Here is a 23,517-nt window from a genome sequence, read left to right on the forward strand (position 1 = left end):
TATGAAAAAAGCACTTATTACAGGAATTACAGGACAAGATGGTTCTTATTTAGCAGAACTTTTATTAGAAAAAGGATATGAAGTACATGGTATCATAAGAAGAAGTTCATCACTTAATACTGAAAGAATAGATCATTTGTATAAAGATCCGCATATTAATGATGTAAAAATGTTTCTTCATTATGGAGATTTATCAGACAGCTCTAATTTATCAAGAGTGTTAGAAAAAGTTCAGCCTGATGAAATATATAATTTAGCAGCACAAAGTCATGTAAGGGTAAGTTTTGATATGCCGGAATATACTGCTGATGTTGTAGGTCTTGGCACTATAAGAATACTTGATGCTATAAAAGATACTCGAATAAAAACTAAATTCTATCAGGCATCAACAAGCGAACTATATGGGAAAGTTGTTGAAACTCCTCAAACAGAAAAAACACCTTTCTATCCTAGAAGTCCGTATGCATGTGCTAAATTATATTCATATTGGATAACTGTAAATTATAGAGAAAGCTATGATATGTACGCTTGTAATGGGATATTATTTAATCATGAAAGCCCTAGAAGAGGGGAGACTTTTGTTACTAAAAAGATTACTCATGCTATAGCTAGAATACTTAATAAAGAACAGGATAAATTATATTTAGGAAACTTGGATTCTAAAAGAGACTGGGGATATGCTAAGGATTATGTTGAAGCTATGTGGCTTATGCTTCAGCAAGAAAAGGCTGATGATTATGTTATAGCTACAGGTGAAACTCATTCAGTAAGAGAATTTTTAGATGAAGCTTTCGGACTTGTTGGACTAGATTGGAAAAAATATGTAGAGATAGATCCTAGATATTACAGACCTGCTGAGGTTGATCTTTTACTTGGAGATCCTACAAAGGCAAAAGAAAAATTAGGATGGAAACCAAAAACTACTTTCAAAGAATTAGTAAAAATAATGCTTGAATATGATTTAAATAAGGTTAATTTAAGTTTAAATGATTTTAATTAAAAATCCATAATAAATTATGCAGTATAGATTTATTAATATACATTTTATTTAAGTATTACTATAGAATATTTTAAAACATTAAAAATTACTATATTTACTAACGATATTTTTATTAATATTATATGATTTATATAATAAATTAACATCAGAAAATAGAAGATTTATATACAATTTTGCAAAATAATAATAATATTATTAATAAATAAAGCCTAACTATTATTTAATAGCTAGGCTTTATTTATTAATTTTAATTTAATTATTCGCTTAAAATTTTTCTTAAAACTTCATTAACAAGTTTAGGGTTGCCCTGTCCTTTAGTAGCTTTCATAGTCTGACCTACTAAGAATCCGAATGATTTTTCTTTACCTGCCTTGAAGTCAGCAACTGATTTAGGATTTTCTTCTAAAACTTTTCTAATTATTGTTTCAAGCTCTCCTGTATCGCTAACTTGTTTTATACCTTTTTTATCTACTATAGAAGAAGGAGCCTCACCTGTTTCACACATATCTTCAAAAATCTCTTTAGCTATTTTACCGCTTATAACACCATCATCTATAAGTTTGAAGATTTCAGCAATATGCTCTGGCTTTGGTTTAAAATCTTTTATAGTAAGAAGTTTTTTGTTTAAGTATGCATTAACTTCAACCATTATCCAGTTGCTTATTTTTTTAGGCTGTTTAGGATAAGCCTTAACTGCTGCCTCATAATAATCAGCTAAAGCAGCATCTTCTGTAAGCACTACTATATCCTGATCTGGTAAATCATAATCTTTTTTAAGTCTTTCGCGTTTTTGCTGAGGAAGTTCCGGAAGCTCTTTTTTAGCATTCTCAATCTCTTCATCTTGAAGCACTAAAAGAGGTATATCAGGGTCTGGGAAATATCTGTAATCTGCAGCACCTTCTTTTGAACGCATACCTTTAGTAGTGTTCTCTTTAGCATCATAAAGTCTTGTTTCCTGTAAGATTTTCTCTCCATTGTTTAGAGCTTTTATTTGTCTTTTGATCTCATAGTCAATAGCAAGCCTTACATTTCTAAAACTGTTCATATTTTTTACTTCAGTTTTAACCCCAAGCTCTGTGCTTCCTTTAGGACGGATTGAAACATTCGCATCGCATCTCAAAGAACCTTCTTCCATATTACAGTCAGAAACATCAATGTATTTGAATATCTTTTTTAGCTCTGTTAAATATTGATAAGCCTCTTCTCCTGTAGAAATATCAGGTTCGCTTACACATTCTATCAAACAGCATCCTGCACGGTTTAAATCTACATAGCTTAAAGGTCTTCCTGTATCATCATGAACAAGTTTACCTGCATCTTCTTCCATGTGTATTCTGTTTATTCTTACGCTTTTATTATAGGAAGAGCCATCATCATTAAGAACTGTAATATCAAGATGACCTTCTGTACAAATAGGTTCGTCCATTTGAGTAATCTGATAGTAGGAAGGTAAATCCGGATAGAAATAATGTTTTCTAGCGAATCTGCTTTTCTTTTGAATAGTGCAGTTAGTAGCAAGTCCTGCTTTGATAGTTTTATGCACCATTTCTTTATTAACTATAGGCAAAGTACCAGGGTGAGCCTGACATCTTGGACAAGTAAGAGTGTTTGCAGGAGCACCGAAAGTGTTTGGGCATGAACAGAATGCTTTAGTTTTAGTATTAAGCTGAACATGCACTTCTAATCCTATGACTGCTTCATATTCCATATTAATTAATCCTAATTATAAAGTAATTTTAAAAAATATTATGTTTATTTTATATGAATTTGTATTTTTTTTCAAGTACAGCAAAAATTAAAAAATCATTTACCCAAAAACTCATCGCTTCTAAAATGCTCATGTACTAAAAGATTATGATTTATAATTATATCAAATAAACATTTTAGTATACTTTGAAAATGCAAGTCTATAAAATCAATAGCATCTTTTTTGTGCTTTATAAAATTTTCTATTCCCTTATTCTCATTTATTCTATGAGTTAAAGTATTTCTAATCTGACTAACCGCTATGTAATTAGCAGGCATTTTTTTATTTATCTGATATGATCTATAATGATAGCATAAAGTATATTCTTTTTCTAAATAATTTACTTTTTCTAAAAACTCATCTTCACGATTTTCCAATTTATCTCCTTCATTTAAACAATCCTCAGCCGATTCTACAAAATCAAATAATTCTCTTATAAGAATATCTTTTCTTAATATACTCATAATCCTGTATAATTCTATTAATACTTCTTTATTTAATATTTCAATATCATAATTTAATAATTCAGTTTCTGCTCTTTTATTTATTAAGTCTATTAAAATATTTTTATATACAGAAAAATCTTCCTCTTCAAATATTTTATTTAACTCATTTATATTATCAGTATTCAAATTATGAATTGAGTTAATCATATATTTAGGAAACTCAAAATTATACTGTTCAAATTTTTCTTTATCAGCTAATATTACTTTATTATAAATTTCTGATTTTTTAATATCCGATATTATATCAGCACAAACATTATAGTCTTCTATTTCATCATAAGCAAATTTATGTGTTCCAATATATTGAAAATAACTATCCTCTTTCTGACTATAATATAAATGTCTAAGCAGAAATTTAGAATATCCTAATGGAGCATGCCCTTTTTTCTCCATATCTTTAACCTCTTTTATTATATTAAAGATAATATTTAGAGCCACTAGTTTATAATCATAATAGTTAATTCTATCTATTGCAGCTCTAAAATATTCACAGGCTGATTTATAATTACTTTCATTATTTTCATCTATTTTATATATTGCCTTTCCAAATAATATTTTATAATAAAAATCGAGCTGAAAATATGATTCTTCGCTGAATTTTTCTAATAATTTGTATGCATCATTATACCTTTCGGCTTTCATATAAAGAGAGGATAAATCTAATATGTTATTTTTTTGTGTGTATAAGTCATCACTGCTATTTATAATTTCTTCATAGCTTTTTATTTTATCATCTATATTTTCATCAAATATTTGATGATATAAATTACGGTATGATTCCAAATTTGATTCTTCAGATAAATAATTTTCATATTTCCAAAAATACATAATAGTAATTTTATATTCACCATAAATACTTATGAGATAATTATAATAATCTCCATAAGGCTCCATAGCTTTTATTAAAAAATTACAATATTCTTTTATTTTATCATAGTATTCATTTTTATCTTCCCTATATAAATGAGATATTACAGGAGTAACTAATCTTATTATTTCCATATCATCATTGTTGTGATATTTTATTTGAGTGTCTATTATATCAATTGCTTTATCTATATAAATACCTAAATAATTAAAGCTGAGTAAAAAATATTTGTTGTCAGGATACTTTTTTAATGCCTCATCTGCTATTGCTATAATATATTTTACATCATTAAGTCTATTCAAACAATAAAGTATCAACTCATATATATTAACATCTATTTGTTCCTTTTTTTCATCTTTGCATTTTTCTAAATCAAAAAGATATACTAATAATGAAGTAAAATAGTCATTAATATTTGCCTCATAATCTCTTGGAAAGTAATACTCTAAAATTTTAAATACCTGATTAATTATCTGAAGAAAATTTCCAAGAGATAATTTATTATTTATATATTCATCTTTAAGAATTTTAAATCCTTCTTTCCAATCATTAAATCTTTTTTTATCATTAAATCTTCTATTTTCATAATCATAATTGATATAAAATAAATTCAAATGCTCAAATAATATTTTTTCATCAAATTCATAATATAATTCTTTTTTATTCATATAGTTAGTCTCCTATTATTGTTATACTCACCTTCGCTATTATAAGCCAGCAACTAAAGTTGCTGGCTGCTTCGGCTCGCTTGTTATTGTTATACTCTCTCATTATTGCTAATAAAAATTGTTCGCCTTTATGCTCTGGCAAGTAAACTTACCAAACACTCACAATTTTTATATTTTGATTCTATTGCTAATAAAAATAGTCCGCATTCAGTGTACGATATAAAATACATACAATACCCTAACTTCAAATATTTATAATTAAAAAGTAAAATTAATTTTATGTTGCAAAGAATAATATAATAGATATACTTAAAAGATTTAAGTACCTAATGAGATAAAAAGCCTTAGTAAATTGACTTTTAATATGATTAATGTTCATCATAGAAACACCTCCGATTTTTAACTCGTATAAAATTCTGAAGTGTCCATATAACTTTTATATTATAAAATATTTAATATTAAAAATCAATAATATTTTTAGTACCAATAATTATTTTTTATTTTATATATTTAATAAAAAATAATTAATAACTTCTTATATTTAATAGTAAATTACACAAAAAATCTTGACTTAATCGTTTATTTATGTTAGCATAGTAGGTGAATTTTATATGTTCGCGTATAGGATATTATTTTAATTTAGGAGTATATTTATGGCTGTAAAAGTAGCAATAAATGGTTTCGGACGCATTGGCCGTCTAGTTTTTCAGGCATTAGTAGAACGCGGTTTATTAGGTAAAGAAATGGAAGTAGTAGGTGTTGTAGATGTAAGCACTGATGCTGAATACTTTGCTTATCAATTAAAATATGACTCTGTTCATGGTAAAATGAAAGCAGATATAGGACATGAGGGAGAAGATGTATTAGTAGTTAATGGCAACAAAATAAAATGTATTAAAGCAGCTCCATTAAATCAATTAGAACAGCTTCCTTGGAAAGATTTGGGTGTTGAATATGTAATTGAATCTACAGGACTTTACACTGAAAAAGAAAAAGCAGAAGGACATATCAAAGCTGGTGCTAAAAAAGTTATTATCTCTGCTCCTGGTAAAGGCGATTTAAGAACTTTTGTTTATGGTGTAAACCATGAAGAATATGATCCTGCTAATCATCATGTAGTATCTAATGCTTCTTGTACTACTAACTGTTTAGCTCCATTAGTACATGTACTTATAAAAGAAGGTATCGGTATAGAAACAGGTCTTATGACTACTATTCACTCTTATACTGCTACTCAGAAAACAGTAGACGGTCCTTCTAAAAAAGACTGGAGAGGCGGACGCGCTGCTGCTGTAAACACAATACCATCTACTACAGGTGCTGCTAAAGCTGTTGGTGAAGTTTTACCGGTTACTAAAGGTAAATTAACAGGTATGAGTTTCAGAGTTGCTACTCCGGATGTATCTGTTGTAGACTTAACTTTCAGAAGCGAAAAAGAAACTTCTATAGAAGAAATTGATGCTTTAATGAAAAAAGCTTCTGAAACTTATATGAAAGGTGTTTTAGGTTATTGTAATGAAGAATTAGTATCTAGCGACTTCATACATGATAATAGAAGTTCTATTTATGACTCTCTAGCTACTACTCAAAACAACTTAAAAGGCGAGAAAAAATTCTTCAAAATCGTTTCTTGGTATGATAATGAATGGGGTTATTCTAACAGAGTAATTGATTTATTATTGTATATGTATAACAAAAAATAATAATTAGTAATAATTAAAATTTTTTAAGCTATAATAAAAGGGTGTTATATTTCATTATAGCACCCTTTAAATTTTTAATGAACATAAAAATTGGCATTAACTTTACAAAAGTTCATAAAGCTAGTAAACAATTTTTATAAGTAATACTATAAATATAAAAAGCGAGCCAAAGCACATATATATGCAAATAAATTTATTTGCCAATTATAAGCAGAGGCGAGCATAGCAATAATAAAAAATACACAAGGAGTTAATGATGAAAAAATCAGTAAAAGACATAGACATTAAAGGTAAAAAAGTAATAATGAGAGTAGACTTTAATGTACCTCTTGACAAAGAAACTAGTTCAAAAATTACAGACACTACAAGAGTAGATGCTGCTATGCCTACTATAGAATATATACTTTCTCAGGGTGCTTGTCTTATCCTTATGAGCCATTTGGGAAGACCTAAAGGCGAAGCTAATCCTAAATATTCTCTTAAACCTGTTTATGATTATTTAAAAACTAAACTTCCTAATAATAAAGTAGAATTTGCTAAAGATTGTGTAGGAGAAGAAGTAAAAAAACAAGCTGCTGAACTTAAAGCAGGTGATGTACTTTTACTTGAAAATTTAAGATTCCATGCTGAAGAAGAAAAAAATGATGCAGCATTCTCTAAACAATTAGCTGATTTGGCTGATGTTTATGTTAATGATGCTTTCGGTACTGCACACAGAGCACATGCTTCTACTGCTGGTATAGTATCTGCTAAAGCCGGTATGCCTGCTGTTGCTGGTTTCTTAATGGAAAAAGAAATTAAATATTTGGGAGATGCTGTTGCTAATCCTGCCCGTCCTTTTGTTGCTATAATTGGAGGAGCTAAAGTTTCTTCTAAAATTTCTGTACTTAAAAACTTACTTAATAAAGTAGACACTTTAATAGTTGTAGGTGGTATGGCTTATACTTTCTTTAAAGCTAAAGGATTAGAAATAGGTACTTCTTTATGCGAAGATGATTATATTGCTACTGCTAAAGAAATTATGGATAAGGCTAAAGAATTAAATAAAACTTTATACTTACCTGTTGATAATGTTATAGCTGATAAATTTGATAATGATGCTAATATAAAAACAGTAGATTCTAATGCTATACCTGCAGGCTGGATGGGTATGGATGTTGGACCTAAAACTTTGAAAGAACTTGAAGACATACTTAAAAATGCTAAAACAGTTGTTTGGAACGGACCATTAGGTGTATTTGAAATGCCTAATTTTGCTAAAGGTACTTTTGAGGTGGCAAAATTCATTGCTAATTCTGAAGCTGTAAGTATAATTGGAGGAGGAGACAGTGTATCTGCTGTTAATAAATCAGGTGTTGCTGATAAAATGACACATGTATCTACAGGCGGCGGAGCTTCTTTAGAGTTCCTAGAAGGTATAGAATTACCTGGTATTGCAGTATTGCAAGATAAATAATAGCAATTAAATAGTATTTTTTAATCAAAATAGTGAGCCCGTAGTAACTTTAGTTGCTGCGGGTTTTTAGCGAACTATTTTGATTTTATTATATAAGGTATAGAATTACCGGGAATTGCAGTATTGCAAGATAAATAATTGCAATTAATAATAAAAATAATGTGCTTCTAATAGCTTAGCTGTCAGAGTTTTTTTAAGCATATTGATTTTTAAATATATCATCATAATGATAAATTTAAATAAAGTTTTACTAAATATATTATAATACACTATGTTTTTATATAGTTTATTTTCTTTTATATTATTAAATAATTTTTAAAATTAAAGATATTTATACTTGACAAAAAAAACTTATGTATTATTATAGCTTTAAAATTATGAATTATGGAGCAAATGATGGAAGAATTAGGATCTATCTATTTTTTAGACGAACTAAATATATTAAATAATGGTTATTTTGCCAAACATGATGATGACTTCGATGATGATTATGATGACTATGATGATGATTATGATGATGAAGACGAATATGATGATGAAAGCGATTTTGACGACGATGACTTTGATGATGATGATGATTACGATGATGACGACGACTATGATGACGATGATGACTATGATGATTATGACGATGATTATGATGACGACTATGACGATGATATAGATGATTTTGACGATGATTTCGACGACGATTTTGATGATGATTTCGATGATGACGATGATGATTATGACGATGATTATGATGATGATTTCGATGATAAAGACGATTATGATGATGATTTTGATGAATAATTAATTGTTAATTTATAATTAAAGCAATACTTCAATAATGAGTATTGCTTTATTATGCAAAAGGCTTAAGATGTCAGAAAAGAAATTCAAAAAATTTAATAATAATAACAATAAAGAAAATAACAAGAAGTTTTGCGGCAAGAAAAATAAAACTAAATTTTACAAAAAAAAATATAATAATCAATATAAATATCAGGAAAAAAGCATAGAGGAATATGAAAAAAATTATCTCAAAAAGCGTATGAGAGAAGAGATTGAAAGACCTATATGTCCTATATGTAATGAACCTATTTATATAATAGAAGAAGCTATAAGACATAATGCAAGCGGAGAGCTGGCACATTTTGAATGTATATTAAATGAAATTAAAGAGAATAATATTTCTGATATGGAAGAAGAAGATAAAATAGTTTATCTTGGTTCTGGAACTTTTGGAATTATACAGGAAAGACAAAATGGAAAGAATACAAGATTTTTTGTGCGAAAAAGAATAAATTATGAAAATAGAAAAGTGAAAAAAATAGAAGATGATGCTGATCCGGAAGAGGAGGATTTATTTAATGTGTGATATGCCGCTGGGGTTTTCTTCTGCTGCAATGAAGTCGGGGCTTAAAAATAATGATTATGATTTAGCAATAATTAAAAGCGATCCTCCAAGCGTTGTATCTGCTGTATATACTCAAAATAACTTTCAGGCTGCTCCTATTATATTTTCTAAAAAGAATGATAAAAATGACATACAGTTATTAATAGTTAATAGTAAAATAGCTAATGCCTTAACAGGTAAAAAGGGATATGATGATGTTTTGGATGTGGTTAAATATGCTGCTGAAACCTTTAATATAAAAAAAGATAATATATTAATGGCCTCAACAGGAATTATCGGCGTACCGCTTGAAACAGAAAAAATAAAAAAAGCTATAAAGATATCTGATAAATATTTTAATAATAATTTTGACAATATTTCTAAAGCAATTCAAACTAGAGATAAATTCGATAAAATATATACTGCTCAATTAGAAGTATCTTCAGGAAAGACTGCTAATTTTTATGCTATTGCAAAGGGAAGTTCTATTATACATCCTAATATGGCTACTGTACTTCTTTTTATATTTACAGATTTGAATATAGAAAAAGAAACTTTAGATAAAGCATTTAGAGAATCTATAAATAAAACTTTAAATAGAATATCTGTAGACGGAGAAACTTCTACAAATGATATGGCTCTTATAATGGCAAACGGAGCATTAAATAATAAAATAATTACAGAAAAAAATAAAAAATTATTTAAAGAGTTAAAATACAAACTAGATGAAATATGTGCATATCTGGCTAAAATGATAATACTTGACGGAGAAGGAATAACAAAAACTATAATAGTTTCTGTAAAAAGAGCTAAAACGCAAAGCAATGCTTTTGATATTGCCAAAAAAATAGCGACTTCAAATCTAGTTAAGATATTATTTCTTTCTAAAGATCCTAATTTTGAAAAGATATTATCCGTTGTGGGTAATTGTAATATTAATATAAATAATATAGCACTATATGTAAACGATGTTGAAATTTATAAAAACGGTATAATAAATAAATATAATATTGATACAGAAAGAAAAGAAAATTATATAACTATAGATTTAGGATATAATACCAAATATGAAGATTATTATTATTTCACTGATCTCACTCAGGAATATATATCTATACATTCTTCTTACAATATATAATTTTTTTTAATCCCCACCCTATATACTTATAGTTATAATCTGAAATTTTAACTTTTAATTTCTTTATTATCAAATTAGAATTTTTTAGCTGCCCACCCTAGTTAAATAATAATAAATAAAAATCTATTAACCGTGCGTTTAAATATACTCATTATCTAACTAACACTTGGGCGGGCGTGCTTTTATAAATAAAGCAAAATAGAAAAGTAAAATCATTTATTTTTTAATAAGTAAAAAATATAAAAGGGAGGGGTATGTAATTAAAGCATTATTATTTGACTTATAATATTTTTTGTATATAATTAAAAATATCAATATCTATAAAAAATAATAAAATTTGTCGCCGGATAAATTTTTTTAAAACGTTTGTATTCATACTGTAGGCCTTAGAAAGTATGAACGCAAACGTTTTTTTATTATAGGGTATATTTATGAATGTTTTGAATATGTTTATTAAATATGTATCACTCAATATATTTGGAATGATTGGTTTATCTTGCTATATACTTGCAGATACTTTTTTTGTAGCAAGAGGAATAGGCTCTGACGGACTAACGGCATTAAATATAGCTATACCTATTTTTAATTTCATTAATGGAATTGGTTTAATGCTTGGTATGGGCTCTGCTACTAAATACGCTATATTAAAAACTCAAAATAAAAATAATGAAGCTAACATTGTATTTACTAACTCTTTAATTTATATATTAATAATATCTGCTTTATTTATCATTGTAAGTATTCTATTTACATCAGGCATAGCATATATTCTAGGAGCTAGAAATAATATACATAGCATGACAAATATATATATAAAGATGATACTTTTATTTTCACCTATGTTTATGCTAAATAATGTACTTTTAGGATTTGTCAGAAATGATAATCACCCAAAACTTGCAATGATTGCTATGCTTATGGGAAGTTTATTTAATATTATTTTTGATTATATATTTATATTTCCTTTTAATATGGGTATATTCGGAGCAGTACTAGCAACTGTTTTCTCTCCTCTTATCAGCATACTCATATTATCATCACTTTTTATTAAAAAGAAAAATACATTTTTCATTGTTAAGCCTAATGTTAATTTTAAGCAATTTTTTGAAATATCATCTCTTGGAATATCTTTTTTGATAACAGAACTGTCATCAGGTATTGTTATGATAGCTTTTAATATAATAATATTAAGTATTGCTGGCAATATAGGAGTTGCCGCTTATGGAATAACTGCCAATATAGCATTGGTAATTATAGCAATATTTACAGGAATGGGGCAAGGTATGCAGCCTATTATAAGTATAAATTACAATAATGAAATGAATATAAATAAAATATATAAGTACGCTTTTGTTTTATCAAGCATCATTTCTATTTTAGTTTATATAATCACTTATCTATTTGCAAATGAAATAACTTCAATTTTTAATAGAGATAATATTGAGGAACTTCAAAAAATATCAGTTAATGGACTTCGTATATATTTCACAGCATTTATATTTGCAGGCTATAATATTATTACATGCGTATATTTTTCTGCTATATATAAAGCTAAACCATCATTTGTAATATCTATATTAAGAGGATTTATATTTATAATGCCTTCAATATTTATTTTATCATCGCTTTTTAATATGATAGGAGTATGGCTTTCTTTTCCAATATCTGAAATTTTAACAAGTATTTTTTCTTTTATATTTTTTATCAATTTTAATAAGTATAAAAGATGCTAAAATTGATTGGAAATTTAATTTCAAGTAAAATAATAAACTCTGAAAAAATAAATAATATGGATTATAGTTTAAGAATTTTATATTTTGCTGAATTTTATGTTACACAAGTATATATCTAATTGTTTGAAATTTTATTAATAATAAAAAGGGTTAAAACAATTAAGCTTTAACCCTTATTATTATATAATATTTATTAAATTACATTTCTACAACTAAAGAAGTACCCATACCGCCGCCTATACAAAGCGTAGCAAGTCCTTTTTTAGAACCGCGTTTTTTCATCTCATGAAGAAGTGTAGTAAGTATTCTAGCTCCGGAAGCTCCTATAGGGTGTCCTATAGCAATAGCTCCGCCATTAACATTAACTTTATCCATATTGAATTTTAATTCACGGGCAACAGCTATAGACTGAGCAGCAAAAGCCTCATTACTTTCTATTAAGTCCAAATCTTCAACTGTAAGATTAGCCATTTTCAAAGCCTTTCTAGTTGCCTCTATAGGTCCTATACCCATTATTCTAGGCTCAACACCATGAGTAGCATAACCTACAATTTTAGCCATAGGTTTAATTCCAAGCTCATCAGCTTTTTCTTTAGACATAACAACCACAGCTGAAGCAGCATCATTGATACCAGAAGCATTACCAGCAGTAACAGTACCGTCTTTTTTGAATGCAGGTTTTAATTTAGCCAAAGATTCCATAGTAGTACCGAATGTAGGGTGTTCGTCAGTATCTACTACTATTTCACCTTTTCTAGTTTTAATTGTAACAGGTACTATTTCATCTTTAAATCTTCCGCTTTTTACAGCTTCTTCTGCCCTGTTCTGACTTCTGCATGCAAACTCATCTTGTTCCTGTCTTGTAATACCCCATTGTTCTGCAACATTTTCAGCAGTAACCCCCATATGATAATGCTCAAAAGCACAAATAAGAGCATCATTAAGTAAAGTATCCTGCATTTTACTTTCACCCATTCTAGCCCCCATTCTCATAGCTGAAGAAGTATATGGAGCCATACTCATATTTTCAGTACCGCCTGCAACTACTATATCAGCATCTCCTGATTTAATCATTTGTGCTGCCATTGATACCGCTCTTAATCCTGAACCGCATAATATATTTATAGTTAATGCAGGCTTATCTACAGGTATTCCGGCATTAACGGATATCTGTCTTGCGGCATTTGGAAGAAGTGCTGATTGTATAACACAGCCGAAATAAGTTTCATCTACTTGTTCAGGTTTGATATTTGCTCTTTTTAGTGCTTCTTTTACTGCTACTGTGCCTAATTCCACAGCGGATACATTTGAAAATGATCCTAAGAATTTACCTACAGGTGTTCTAACAGCACTTGCTATTACTATTTCTTTCATGCTCTCTCCTTAAAAATTATTTTACTATTATAGATTATTTTTTAATGTAAGCTATTATATTATAGTATAGCAATTAAAAATTATTTTTACAAGTTTATTTGTAACTTTTTTATTATATATGTTAATCAAGTCACGGAAAATGTACTTTTTATATTGTTTAAATAAAAATTATCAATAAATATATATGCTAAATATGATTATAATATACTAATAATTACAAAATAGCATTATCTTCTATTATATGGAGCAAAGAAATATTTAGTTTCAATACTAATTAAAAATTATAGTAAACAAGAAAGCCCTATATAATTTTTTATAGGGTAAAATATATTCCAAATATAAACTCATCAAACATAATTACCATATTAATCATGTAAAATAGTTTTTTGAGTTTTTTCATTTTACTGACTATATTATATACAGAGAGGAAAAAGTTATATTATGTTAAAACAGTCAACAGTCAACAGTCAACAGTCAACAGTCAACAGTCAACAGTCAACAGTCAACAGTCAACACTTTTAATTCCTTATTATAATCAATTATTATACCATATAATAATACTATTTTCAATAGTAAAGAAATTTACTCAAAATTATATATGCAAAATCAATAAATATTTTTCTAATAAAAAAAATATAAACAGATATATACATACATCATCATCTATCTTATATAAAAATAATCTAAATAATAATATTTATAAATTTTTTTTAGGAGAAAAAATATGAAAAAATATTTCTACTGTTATTAATTTGTGCGGCATCAGTTTTCGGCTACTATGATTCAGATGACTTTATTGATTTTTTAATTCATAGTAATCAGTTTAGAGCAAGGCTTAATGCACTAGGATTCAAACTTGAAGCCAACAATGTACATGTTACAGCAGGTTTCAGAAATCCTACAGCAGGTAAAATATTCAATAATATTTATTCATCAACATCATATGAACAAAATAACTATGAAACAGTAAATTTTATACCTAAAGTAATAGCCGCTATAGGATATAAAATTCCAAATATTTTTGGTATAGGTCTTGGATATGAATTTTCATATAATAGCAGTGAATATCAAGTTCATAGTCCAATAATAACATCTGTAGCTTATAATGATAATTTTAGGATATCAATACCTGTGCATATAGGAATAGGTTCAAAAAATAAAGATGGACAAATTGGTATATCTACAGCAATTGAAGCTAGATATTATCTTAATTTACCTTTTATGAGTAACATACGACTATATATAAAATATGGAGAGTTCAATGAAAAAGGTAAATTAGGATCAACTTTTCAAAATTCAAAGAAAAGCTCAATAGGACTTGCCACAAGAATATATTTCAGAGTAGAAACAGAAGATGTTCTTATAGAACCTATAATAAGACTTCAATATGATCAGGCATTGGAAAGTGATGTTGATGGCGTAAAAAGTTTTGGAAATTATTATGATATAACTGCATTTAATCAAGGAAAATATTCTACAGGATTAGATTATAAAGATAATCCAACAGATGATTTAGGATTAATATTTAGACAAGGTTGGGCTATAGAAAATCCATATAGAATTGGCGTAGCTTTACCAGTTGGTTTTACAGCAGGTAATGATTATTTTAGTGTTTATCTAGAACCTTCTGTATCTTTCAATGTTATAAATGGAAGCAGAATATATAAAAGTAATCAAAATAACTCTGATTTAGTAACATTAAGACCAGATGCTTTTTACATTGTTGGATATTTTGTATATGGAGAATTTTACTTAAAACCTTCAAAATCTCTTGAATGGTATACAGAAATACAAACAGGCGGTACTTCAACTTTAGCATCATTACAAAAATCTAGTTTTTCTGAATTTGTATTAAATGCATCTACAGGTATCACATGGTATTTTAATTTATAATTGCATATTTACAAAATATAATTTAAGGAGATGATAATGAAAAAAATTATACTTTTTTTATCAGTTTTAATTCTTTCTATTGTAGTTGTAGTATCTTGTAACAATAAAGGTGTAACAGGTTCTAATACAGGTATAACAGGTCAAAATATTGGAAATGGTCCAGCTAAAACAGATATACCTACAGGAGAAAATATTGCTTTTAAAGAAGATTTCAATGAAGGAACTATACCAGACGATTTTTGTGGATTATGTGTTACAGAAGAAAGTCCATCTACTTGGAATAGATACTTCCAAAATACAGATGGTTATGAAATGGTAAGAATAGAAGATGGTAATTTAGTATTAAAAGCAATTTATGATGGAAGTAAAGGAGGAGATGACTTTAGAACAGGCGGAGTATACAGTCATAATAATAGATATGGTGTTGGAACTAGATTATCAGTTAGAGCTAAACTAAAAAATCCTAATCCATCAGGAAATAACGATTTTAATGTTAGAGGAGCTTTCCCTGCTATATGGTATTATCCTTTATTCACTAAAAATCCTTGGCCTGACGATGGTGAAATAGACTTAATGGAATGGATTATTGATAACCCTCAAAAAGCTTGGCTTACAGTTCAATATTCTAAAGCATCTGGAGGAAGTACTTCTAAAACAGCAAATTCACCAGGAGTTAATACAGGCATAGATATGAATGCATATCATGTATATACTTGCGATATAGTAAAAGATAAAGTTATATTATATATTGACGGTAAAAAAGCTTTAGAGTTTACTCCTAGTGATCCTGCAGGACAAAAAAGATACCCATATAACGATATGACATATTATATAATATTAAATGCTTCATATCAGAATGGTTCTTGGTGTCCTGCTCCTAATAAAGACTCATCAGCTAATTATGAAATGTGGGTAGATTGGGTTAAAGTTGAAAAAATAGATCCTGACGATAGTAGTCCAGCTTTACCTAGTACAACTTTTTAATTAATAAATTTTTATATAGTTAGTAAATATGCATTGCAGCTGACAGATATAAAATATTTGTCAGCTGTTTTATAATTTTTTTTATATTAAACTTTTTTCATTTTATATTACCCCATATATTAATGTATGGGGTTAATACTTCTAAATATTTTCTTCCTGCATCTTCTTTAATTTCTTTATTTCTCTGCTAACCAATATAACAGTAACGATTAAAGCTGCTCCGTCAGCAACAGGTCCTGCATACATTACTCCGTCTATGCCTAATATTCTAGGAAGTATTATAATAAGAGGAAGTAAAAATATAATTTGTCTTGTCATAGATATAAAAGCTCCCTTAAATGCTTTGCCCAAAGAGGTAAAGAAAGTACCTGTTACAGGCTGAATGCCATTTATTACCATTAATGCCATATATATACGCATATACTCTTCAGCAAAATGAAAATACAATTCGCTTCCGTCTCCGAATATTCCTACAATCTGTCTTGGGAATAATTGAAACAATAAAAATGCTGTGAAAGCCATAATTGTAGTAATTGTTATAGTAAGTTTATATGTTTTAATTACCCTGTCATAATTTCTAGCTCCGTAATTAAAACCTATTATAGGCTGGCTTCCCTGAGATGTTCCTATTATAAATGCCATTACAAGCATATTAACTTTAGAAATAATACCTGCTACTGCTAAAGGTATATTTCCGCCGTATATGGAATTAGTTCCGTAATAGCTAAGTACATTATTCATAGTAATTTGTACTATCATCATTGCTAATTGATTAAACCCTGATGATGAACCTAATGAAAATATTTTTAATATGTTTTTAGGATCAACTTTAAAATTATATCTTTCAAAAGTTATATGCTTAAATCTGAATAAATATCTAAAAACTATAGCAAATGAAATAAACTGTCCTATTATTGTTGCAAGTGCCGCCCCTGACATACCCATATCAAATTTAAATATTAAAATAGGATCTAATATAGTATTAACTATAGCACCTGTAAGTACAGACATCATGGAATATTTAGGGCTTCCGTCTGCCCTTATTATATGGCTCATCATTGTAGAAAATATAAATGGTATAAATCCTATGGCTGTTATATTGGTATATTCTACTGCATAAGGTAAAACTTCTTTTGTAGAGCCGAACATAGTCATCAAATTTTTATTAAATAGCTTTACTATTACCGTAAATATAAATCCTAATATTAAAGCAGATACTACAACATTTCCTATAATTGTTGCTGCCCTCTTATTATTCCCCTGCCCTAATAATATGCTATACATTGAGGCACTTCCAAATCCATGAAATAATGCTATAGACATACAAATTATAGTAAGAGGAAAAGCAACATTTGTAGCTGCATTACCATTAATGCCTATACCCTGACCTATAAATATTTGATCTACTATATTATATAAAGACCCTACAAGCATTGATATAATACTTGGTGCGGCGTATTTAAATAAAAGTTTATAAGGCTTCTCATAATATAGAGGATTAGAAACTACATCATTATTCATAAGATAAAATCCGTTATAAAAAATAATTTCATTTAAGTATATTTTATTTTTTTGTTTTTTCAATAATATAATTTTCAACTTACTTTACGAAATATATTTTTTGCTATATAATTTTATAAATTAAATTAGGTGTTTTTATATGATAACAAAAAGAATAATTCCATGCTTGGATGTAAGAGACGGCAGAGTTGTAAAGGGTACTAATTTTGAAGGATTAAAAGATGTAGATGATCCTGTAGAGCTTGCTAAATATTATAATAACTCTTTAGCTGATGAGCTTGTATTTTATGATATTACAGCTTCTTATGAAGGAAGAAAATTATTTGTTAATGTACTTGAGAAAGTGGCAAATGAAATATTTATACCGCTTACAGTTGGAGGAGGAATAAATACTATAAAAGATTTTGATATGGTTTTAAAATCAGGAGCTGATAAAGTGAGCGTAAATTCCGGAGCTATAAAGAATCCTGATTTAATAAGAGAGGCCGCTGAAAAATACGGCAATCAATGTGTTGTACTTTCTATAGATATAAAAAGAGTTAATGGAAAATATTCTGTATTTTCTAAGGGAGGCAGAGAAGATACAGGAATTGATGCTATTGAATGGGCTGTAAAAGGTGAGAAAAATGGTGCGGGAGAGCTTGTAATAAATAGTATTGATACTGACGGAGTAAAAAATGGTTTTGATATAGAACTACTTAAAGAAATAGCTGATAATGTTTCTATACCTTTAATAGCTTCAGGCGGAGCAGGAAATATGGAGCATTTCAAAGATGTATTTCAAGTTAAAGGCGTTGATGCAGGATTAGCTGCTTCTATATTTCATTTTAAAGAAATAGATATTAGAGAATTGAAAGAATATCTTCATAAGAATAATATTAAAGTAAGGCTTTAAATTTTAATAAAAACTTGGGCGGGTGCTTTAAATTTCTAATTAGGCATTTAAGAAAATTTAAATATTATCTTCTAAATGAATCGAAAAATATAAAGGGCGGGGTATGTAAATAATTTTTTAAATTTAATTACACTTGCCCACCCTATAACTTTATAACATAAATCTGGAATTCATATCTTTTATTTCTTTGTTATTAAAATTAGACTTTTTAATTCCCACCCTATTTTATTTAAATTTATAATGATTTAAACGCACGCATAATAAAACTTAAAATATAAATCAATTAATAATCATCATTTAAATAATATATAAAATCATATTAACCGTGCGTTTAGTAGATTACAAATTTAAATAATGCTTGGGCGGGTGCCTTAAATTTCTAATTAAGCATTTAATAAAATTCAAATATAATCTTCTAAATGAATTGAAAAATATAAAGGGCGGGGTATGTAAATGATTTTTTTATTTTTAATATTACAATTTTTAATCAAAATTTCCAATTTATTTCTAATTTTCATAGTAAAATCCTGTATTTACAGCTAATTTTATAATATTTGTAAATATATTTTACATTGATTTGTTATACACAGCTTATTTATGTATTATATGTATTAATAACTAATAAATATTTATATATTTTGTAAATTTATTGTAAATTATTTGTAAATAAATATTGCTTAATTTTTACATTCTGCTATAATTATAAATGTAAAGAGATTTTACAATATAAACCTAAGGAGATACACTATGAATAACAGCTTAAACCTTTTTATTAAAATTACACCTAGCAAATTACCTGAAAATATTAGAAAATTTATCGCTTCTAATTACAGCAAAGCTAAAATCGTTTATATTGACATAAGAAAAGAACAATATGAGATTAAATTAAATAATGGAATTTATATCAATTTCGACAAAAACGGAGCTTGGAATTATATAAGCAGCGATGACAAATTATCTGAAAATATACTCCCAAAAAATATATCAAGCAAAATAAAAAACATAATGAAAAAATATAATAATGCTTATATTTTTGAAGTTAGTAAAAGAATAGAATTCTACAAAATAAGATTGACTAATTCTTTGGAAATATGCATAGGAAATAACGGACAATTAATAATGGCATAACTCTTATCACTTTGTATCTCCTAAAAGTAATTAAATAAAGGCTTGGATATTTATATATTCAGGTCTTTTCATTTTTTAAACTTAATTACATACCGCGCCCCTAGGATTATTATTTAAATCTGCAATCAAAGTTTTTTGTTTTTTTATTGTATAATTAGAATTTGTCAGCACCCGCCCAAGTTTTTTTAAATTTTAAAAAATATATAACCGCACGCAGAATAATATTAAAAATATATGCTAATACAAAATCATAATTTAAATTATAAATAAAGAACCTTTTACCGTGCGTTGGAAAAAGCATCAAAATAAATAAAAACTTATTTTGACAAAATACATTCATTCAAGTATAATTAAACAAAAAAGAGATACATATATATGCAAGAATTATTTTTATTTCCTAACTATAAAGCAAAGAATAATTATCTAAAAAATAATTTCAAAAAATATACCTTGGATATAACTAATTATCAGACTCTGCATCAATACTATAAAAGCAGCAAAGAAATATTTTTTGAAAATTATAGAATAGAACATAATGTTCAGGATATAGATGAGTCAATAGCAATAATAAATATTCATAATATATTATTCCAATATAAAACAAAAAATAAAGATGCACTAATATCAAAACAAAATACAACTTATGAATTAGCATATACTTTATATAAACTAATAGAAGAAATAACATTAGCTAAATTCTACGGATTTAAATTAGATGAATATGATAATCTTAAAGATATAAATGAAATAATAAATCTATATAAAGAATACAATAAAGAAAATAATTTATTAGATGAATTTGATATTTTCGAGCTTTTTATAAAATCTATAGAAAATAAAGAATTAGAATTTTTAAATACTTATGAATATATAACAATTTATAATTTTGAAAAAATACCGCCTTTGCATTTGATATTTCTTGAATCCATAAAAAAACATTATAATAAAAATATAAAAGTTATAATGCCTTATAATATGGAAAAACATTTTAATAATTATAAATCATTCTATCAAGGTATTGATAATTTTGAAGTAAATAAAAATTCAAATCTGGCAAAAGCACTGCTGGGAGAAAATAATGATATAAATAAATATAAAAACAAAATAAAGTTCATATCCGGATTCGGTGCCAAACAGGAAGCTGATACAGTCATTGATGAGATAATTAAATTGATAGAAAATGGAGTTAATCCCTATGATATAGGAATAATATTTTCAGATATTCAGTTATACAGCGATATTGTTTCAAATAGATTAAAAGAATGCCAAATAAAATTTAATGAAAGAAGAGCTAACTTTATATGGAAAGTACCTATAATACCTGTACTCACTTCAATATTTTTAATATTAGATAAATATAATGGAGAAATAGATGTAGATACTTTAATAAAAATATTATCAAGCTCATATATAAAACTTAATGGCATCAATACTTATAATATAAGAGATTTAATATATTCTTATGAAGATTATAACTCTATAGAAATATTTTCAAAAATGTCTTTCAAAGATTTTAAAAATAAGATTTCTAAAAAATTTGAATATAATGATGCTTCAAAATCAATAATAGATTTTTTGGATTTATTGAACAATCTGGTATCAAAGAAAAGTTATAAAGAAATAGGACTTGCATATATAAATATTTTAAAATTTTTAGATGTAGGAAATACAGAAGATACAGACGATAATAAGAATGAATATTTCTATAGAGATAATGAGGCATTAGCTTTATTTATTAATCTCATACTAGAAATAGCATATACAGAAAAACTTGATAATATAGATAATCAGGAAATAAGCCATTTTGATTTTCATGCGGCTTTAAATACAATTTTAAGAGACAAATCTATAGGCGAAAATGAAAATAAAGATATAACTCTTACAGTAAGCAATTTATATGATGCTAGAGGATTAAAATTAAAACATATATTTATATTAGGAATGAATAATGATTTTATAAACATAAGACCTAATGCATTTTTTATAAGTGCTAAATTAAGAGAGTATATAAATAAAAAAATAGTTTTTAATACTCAAAGCTATTTATCAGATATTCATTATGCTTTATTTTTAAATATATTATCAGGATGCTATGAAGATAGTAATATTTATTTCTCATTCAGATTTAAAGATGAAAAAGGTAATTTAGAGATTCCATTTTATTATTTAGAGAATATATACAGAAAATTGTATAATGAGGATTTTAAATTTGAAAATTTAGAGAAAAACGGACTTATATACAGAAAAGAATATATACAAAGAGAAGATAATATACATACAGATAAAGAAAATCTTATGAGTTTATTTTTATATAATACTATAGCCTATAAAATAGATAATGCAGAAAATATTATAGATACAGTTTATCATAAACACAATAAAAATATTCATCATGATTTTAATAATAAAGAAGATATAAAAAATTTCTTTTTAAATGTTTTAAAAGAAAAAATATCCGTTACAACTTTGCAGGCTATAATGGAATGTCCAGCCAAATTCTTCTATTCAAGATTGTACTCAAAAGAATCTGTTGAATCTAAAATACAAGGTGTAAATTACATGGATAGAGGAAGGGCATATCATAAATTCTTTCAGGATTTCTATGAAGAAGTAAAAAATCAATATTCTGATGAAGGATGCCGTTTAATAGAAAGCGAATTTAATAATTACTGCAATATAGCAAATCATGTTGTAGATAATCATATAAATGACTTAATAAATATGTATTCATCAAAAGATTTAGAAGAAAAATATTTATTAGAATATAAATTTGATTATAATGTTATAAGAGAAGAAGCATTAAATGTAATGTCATATTTTATCAAAAAAGAAATCATCAATAACAAACTAAAAGAAGAAGATGAGGGCTGTTTTTATATACCTACATATTTTGAAAGATATATAGGAAGTAAAGAAGATTTTATTATATACAAAAATAAAGATATATCTATAAAAATAAAAGGTATAGTTGATAGAATAGATTTAAGCTACTCTGATAAAGAACATAAAAATATAAATGGAATAAGAATTGTTGATTACAAGTCAAGATACAAAGCAGAGGAAGCGAAAGGAGAAACTCAAAAAGATATTATAAGAGAAACTATAAGAATATATTTGCAGCCTATTTTATATTTAAAATATATACTTAATCAATATATACAAAAAAATATACCAGAGAAAATAAAGCATTGCGAAGTAGTTTTTACGGTATACAGAGAAAAAGATATTATAAATGAATCGCAGAAAATAAATCAGATGTATAATGACAGGGATATGCTTTTATCTATATGCGGTTATATTGACAGTGAATATAATTTGAAAGATTATTTTGATGAGGTTTTTAATAAAATTTTAGAAGGGGAATTAGTTTATATACAAAATAGTACAAATTGTATAAACTGTTATAATGCTCCTTACTGCGAGAATGCTTATAAAAAAGATAATGATGAATATTCATTATAATAGATAAATAAAAAAATAATAATTATATATTAAAAAAGCATGAGATTTATTATTATCTCATGC

16 protein-coding genes are annotated in these 23,517 nt (G+C 26.8%); 12 read left to right on the forward strand and 4 right to left on the reverse strand.

Annotation, left to right across the window (positions count from 1 at the left end):
- Position 1: 1 nt before the first annotated feature.
- Positions 2 to 1,000 carry a GDP-mannose 4,6-dehydratase gene (gmd, locus tag BHAMNSH16_RS06885; RefSeq protein ID WP_088859738.1) on the forward strand — a complete coding sequence of 333 codons (999 nt, stop codon included), beginning with the start codon at positions 2 to 4 and terminating at the stop codon, positions 998 to 1,000.
- Between the two features lie 256 nt (positions 1,001 to 1,256).
- Here the strand turns inward: gmd and gatB are convergent, their stop codons facing one another.
- Positions 1,257 to 2,708: an Asp-tRNA(Asn)/Glu-tRNA(Gln) amidotransferase subunit GatB gene (gatB, locus tag BHAMNSH16_RS06890; protein WP_008729218.1), complete on the reverse strand. Its 1,452-nt coding sequence runs from the start codon at positions 2,706 to 2,708 to the stop codon at positions 1,257 to 1,259.
- A gap of 95 nt (positions 2,709 to 2,803) precedes the next feature.
- Positions 2,804 to 4,789, reverse strand: coding sequence for a hypothetical protein (locus tag BHAMNSH16_RS06895; RefSeq protein ID WP_069732192.1), 1,986 nt, complete (start codon positions 4,787 to 4,789; stop codon positions 2,804 to 2,806).
- Positions 4,790 to 5,442: 653 nt separating this feature from the next.
- Between BHAMNSH16_RS06895 and gap the strand changes: the two genes are divergently transcribed.
- From gap to BHAMNSH16_RS06925, 6 genes are all read left to right on the forward strand, one after another.
- Positions 5,443 to 6,492 (forward strand): type I glyceraldehyde-3-phosphate dehydrogenase, encoded by a 1,050-nt coding sequence (gene gap / locus BHAMNSH16_RS06900; RefSeq protein ID WP_008729193.1) that lies wholly within the window; start codon positions 5,443 to 5,445, stop codon positions 6,490 to 6,492.
- Positions 6,493 to 6,748: 256 nt separating this feature from the next.
- Entirely contained in the window at positions 6,749 to 7,948 is a 1,200-nt protein-coding gene (locus BHAMNSH16_RS06905; RefSeq protein WP_069732193.1) for a phosphoglycerate kinase, read from the forward strand.
- A 396-nt stretch (positions 7,949 to 8,344) separates the two neighbouring features.
- A complete protein-coding gene (locus tag BHAMNSH16_RS06910; RefSeq protein WP_008729196.1) occupies positions 8,345 to 8,740 on the forward strand; it encodes a hypothetical protein in 396 nt (131 codons plus the stop codon).
- 70 nt (positions 8,741 to 8,810) lie between these two features.
- The gene (locus BHAMNSH16_RS06915) at positions 8,811 to 9,308 is read left to right on the forward strand and encodes a hypothetical protein (RefSeq protein WP_069732194.1); all 498 of its coding nucleotides are present in this window, start codon (positions 8,811 to 8,813) and stop codon (positions 9,306 to 9,308) included.
- Positions 9,301 to 10,464: a bifunctional glutamate N-acetyltransferase/amino-acid acetyltransferase ArgJ gene (argJ, locus tag BHAMNSH16_RS06920; RefSeq protein ID WP_008729199.1), complete on the forward strand. Its 1,164-nt coding sequence runs from the start codon at positions 9,301 to 9,303 to the stop codon at positions 10,462 to 10,464. Before BHAMNSH16_RS06915 ends, argJ begins: the two co-directional genes overlap by 8 nt.
- Before the next feature lie 431 nt (positions 10,465 to 10,895).
- Positions 10,896 to 12,197, forward strand: a complete 1,302-nt coding sequence (locus BHAMNSH16_RS06925) for an MATE family efflux transporter (RefSeq protein ID WP_008729201.1) — start codon at positions 10,896 to 10,898, stop codon at positions 12,195 to 12,197.
- Between the two features lie 198 nt (positions 12,198 to 12,395).
- Here the strand turns inward: BHAMNSH16_RS06925 and BHAMNSH16_RS06930 are convergent, their stop codons facing one another.
- Positions 12,396 to 13,571, reverse strand: a complete 1,176-nt coding sequence (locus BHAMNSH16_RS06930; RefSeq protein WP_008729203.1) for an acetyl-CoA C-acetyltransferase — start codon at positions 13,569 to 13,571, stop codon at positions 12,396 to 12,398.
- 795 nt (positions 13,572 to 14,366) lie between these two features.
- Here BHAMNSH16_RS06930 and BHAMNSH16_RS06935 point away from each other — a divergent pair.
- Together BHAMNSH16_RS06935 and BHAMNSH16_RS06940 are read left to right on the forward strand one after the other, a co-directional pair.
- Positions 14,367 to 15,464 (forward strand): variable surface family protein, encoded by a 1,098-nt coding sequence (locus BHAMNSH16_RS06935; RefSeq protein ID WP_241033675.1) that lies wholly within the window; start codon positions 14,367 to 14,369, stop codon positions 15,462 to 15,464.
- 36 nt (positions 15,465 to 15,500) lie between these two features.
- Positions 15,501 to 16,448 carry a glycoside hydrolase family 16 protein gene (locus BHAMNSH16_RS06940; protein ID WP_008729206.1) on the forward strand — a complete coding sequence of 316 codons (948 nt, stop codon included), beginning with the start codon at positions 15,501 to 15,503 and terminating at the stop codon, positions 16,446 to 16,448.
- A 141-nt stretch (positions 16,449 to 16,589) separates the two neighbouring features.
- Here the strand turns inward: BHAMNSH16_RS06940 and BHAMNSH16_RS06945 are convergent, their stop codons facing one another.
- Positions 16,590 to 17,969, reverse strand: a complete 1,380-nt coding sequence (locus BHAMNSH16_RS06945) for an MATE family efflux transporter (RefSeq protein WP_008729208.1) — start codon at positions 17,967 to 17,969, stop codon at positions 16,590 to 16,592.
- Positions 17,970 to 18,108: 139 nt separating this feature from the next.
- Between BHAMNSH16_RS06945 and hisF the strand changes: the two genes are divergently transcribed.
- From hisF to BHAMNSH16_RS06960, 3 genes are all read left to right on the forward strand, one after another.
- Positions 18,109 to 18,864, forward strand: coding sequence for an imidazole glycerol phosphate synthase subunit HisF (hisF, locus tag BHAMNSH16_RS06950; protein WP_008729210.1), 756 nt, complete (start codon positions 18,109 to 18,111; stop codon positions 18,862 to 18,864).
- A 747-nt stretch (positions 18,865 to 19,611) separates the two neighbouring features.
- Positions 19,612 to 19,992, forward strand: coding sequence for a PepSY-like domain-containing protein (locus BHAMNSH16_RS06955; RefSeq protein ID WP_069731411.1), 381 nt, complete (start codon positions 19,612 to 19,614; stop codon positions 19,990 to 19,992).
- A gap of 375 nt (positions 19,993 to 20,367) precedes the next feature.
- Positions 20,368 to 23,454: a PD-(D/E)XK nuclease family protein gene (locus BHAMNSH16_RS06960; protein WP_069731412.1), complete on the forward strand. Its 3,087-nt coding sequence runs from the start codon at positions 20,368 to 20,370 to the stop codon at positions 23,452 to 23,454.
- Positions 23,455 to 23,517 lie beyond the last annotated feature (63 nt).

Origin of the sequence: Brachyspira hampsonii, assembly GCF_002214805.1 — a bacterium.
GTDB lineage: Bacteria > Spirochaetota > Brachyspiria > Brachyspirales > Brachyspiraceae > Brachyspira > Brachyspira hampsonii.

What these genes read in the sequence shown, in the direction of transcription:
- gmd (WP_088859738.1), top strand. Translation starts at nt 2, where the DNA reads ATGAAAAAAGCACTTATTACAGGAATTACAGGACAAGATGGTTCTTAT.
- gatB (WP_008729218.1), bottom strand. Translation starts at nt 2,708, where the DNA reads ATGGAATATGAAGCAGTCATAGGATTAGAAGTGCATGTTCAGCTTAAT.
- BHAMNSH16_RS06895 (WP_069732192.1), bottom strand. Translation starts at nt 4,789, where the DNA reads ATGAATAAAAAAGAATTATATTATGAATTTGATGAAAAAATATTATTT.
- gap (WP_008729193.1), top strand. Translation starts at nt 5,443, where the DNA reads ATGGCTGTAAAAGTAGCAATAAATGGTTTCGGACGCATTGGCCGTCTA.
- BHAMNSH16_RS06905 (WP_069732193.1), top strand. Translation starts at nt 6,749, where the DNA reads ATGAAAAAATCAGTAAAAGACATAGACATTAAAGGTAAAAAAGTAATA.
- BHAMNSH16_RS06910 (WP_008729196.1), top strand. Translation starts at nt 8,345, where the DNA reads ATGGAAGAATTAGGATCTATCTATTTTTTAGACGAACTAAATATATTA.
- BHAMNSH16_RS06915 (WP_069732194.1), top strand. Translation starts at nt 8,811, where the DNA reads ATGTCAGAAAAGAAATTCAAAAAATTTAATAATAATAACAATAAAGAA.
- argJ (WP_008729199.1), top strand. Translation starts at nt 9,301, where the DNA reads ATGTGTGATATGCCGCTGGGGTTTTCTTCTGCTGCAATGAAGTCGGGG.
- BHAMNSH16_RS06925 (WP_008729201.1), top strand. Translation starts at nt 10,896, where the DNA reads ATGAATGTTTTGAATATGTTTATTAAATATGTATCACTCAATATATTT.
- BHAMNSH16_RS06930 (WP_008729203.1), bottom strand. Translation starts at nt 13,571, where the DNA reads ATGAAAGAAATAGTAATAGCAAGTGCTGTTAGAACACCTGTAGGTAAA.
- BHAMNSH16_RS06940 (WP_008729206.1), top strand. Translation starts at nt 15,501, where the DNA reads ATGAAAAAAATTATACTTTTTTTATCAGTTTTAATTCTTTCTATTGTA.
- BHAMNSH16_RS06945 (WP_008729208.1), bottom strand. Translation starts at nt 17,969, where the DNA reads ATGAATAATGATGTAGTTTCTAATCCTCTATATTATGAGAAGCCTTAT.
- hisF (WP_008729210.1), top strand. Translation starts at nt 18,109, where the DNA reads ATGATAACAAAAAGAATAATTCCATGCTTGGATGTAAGAGACGGCAGA.
- BHAMNSH16_RS06955 (WP_069731411.1), top strand. Translation starts at nt 19,612, where the DNA reads ATGAATAACAGCTTAAACCTTTTTATTAAAATTACACCTAGCAAATTA.
- BHAMNSH16_RS06960 (WP_069731412.1), top strand. Translation starts at nt 20,368, where the DNA reads ATGCAAGAATTATTTTTATTTCCTAACTATAAAGCAAAGAATAATTAT.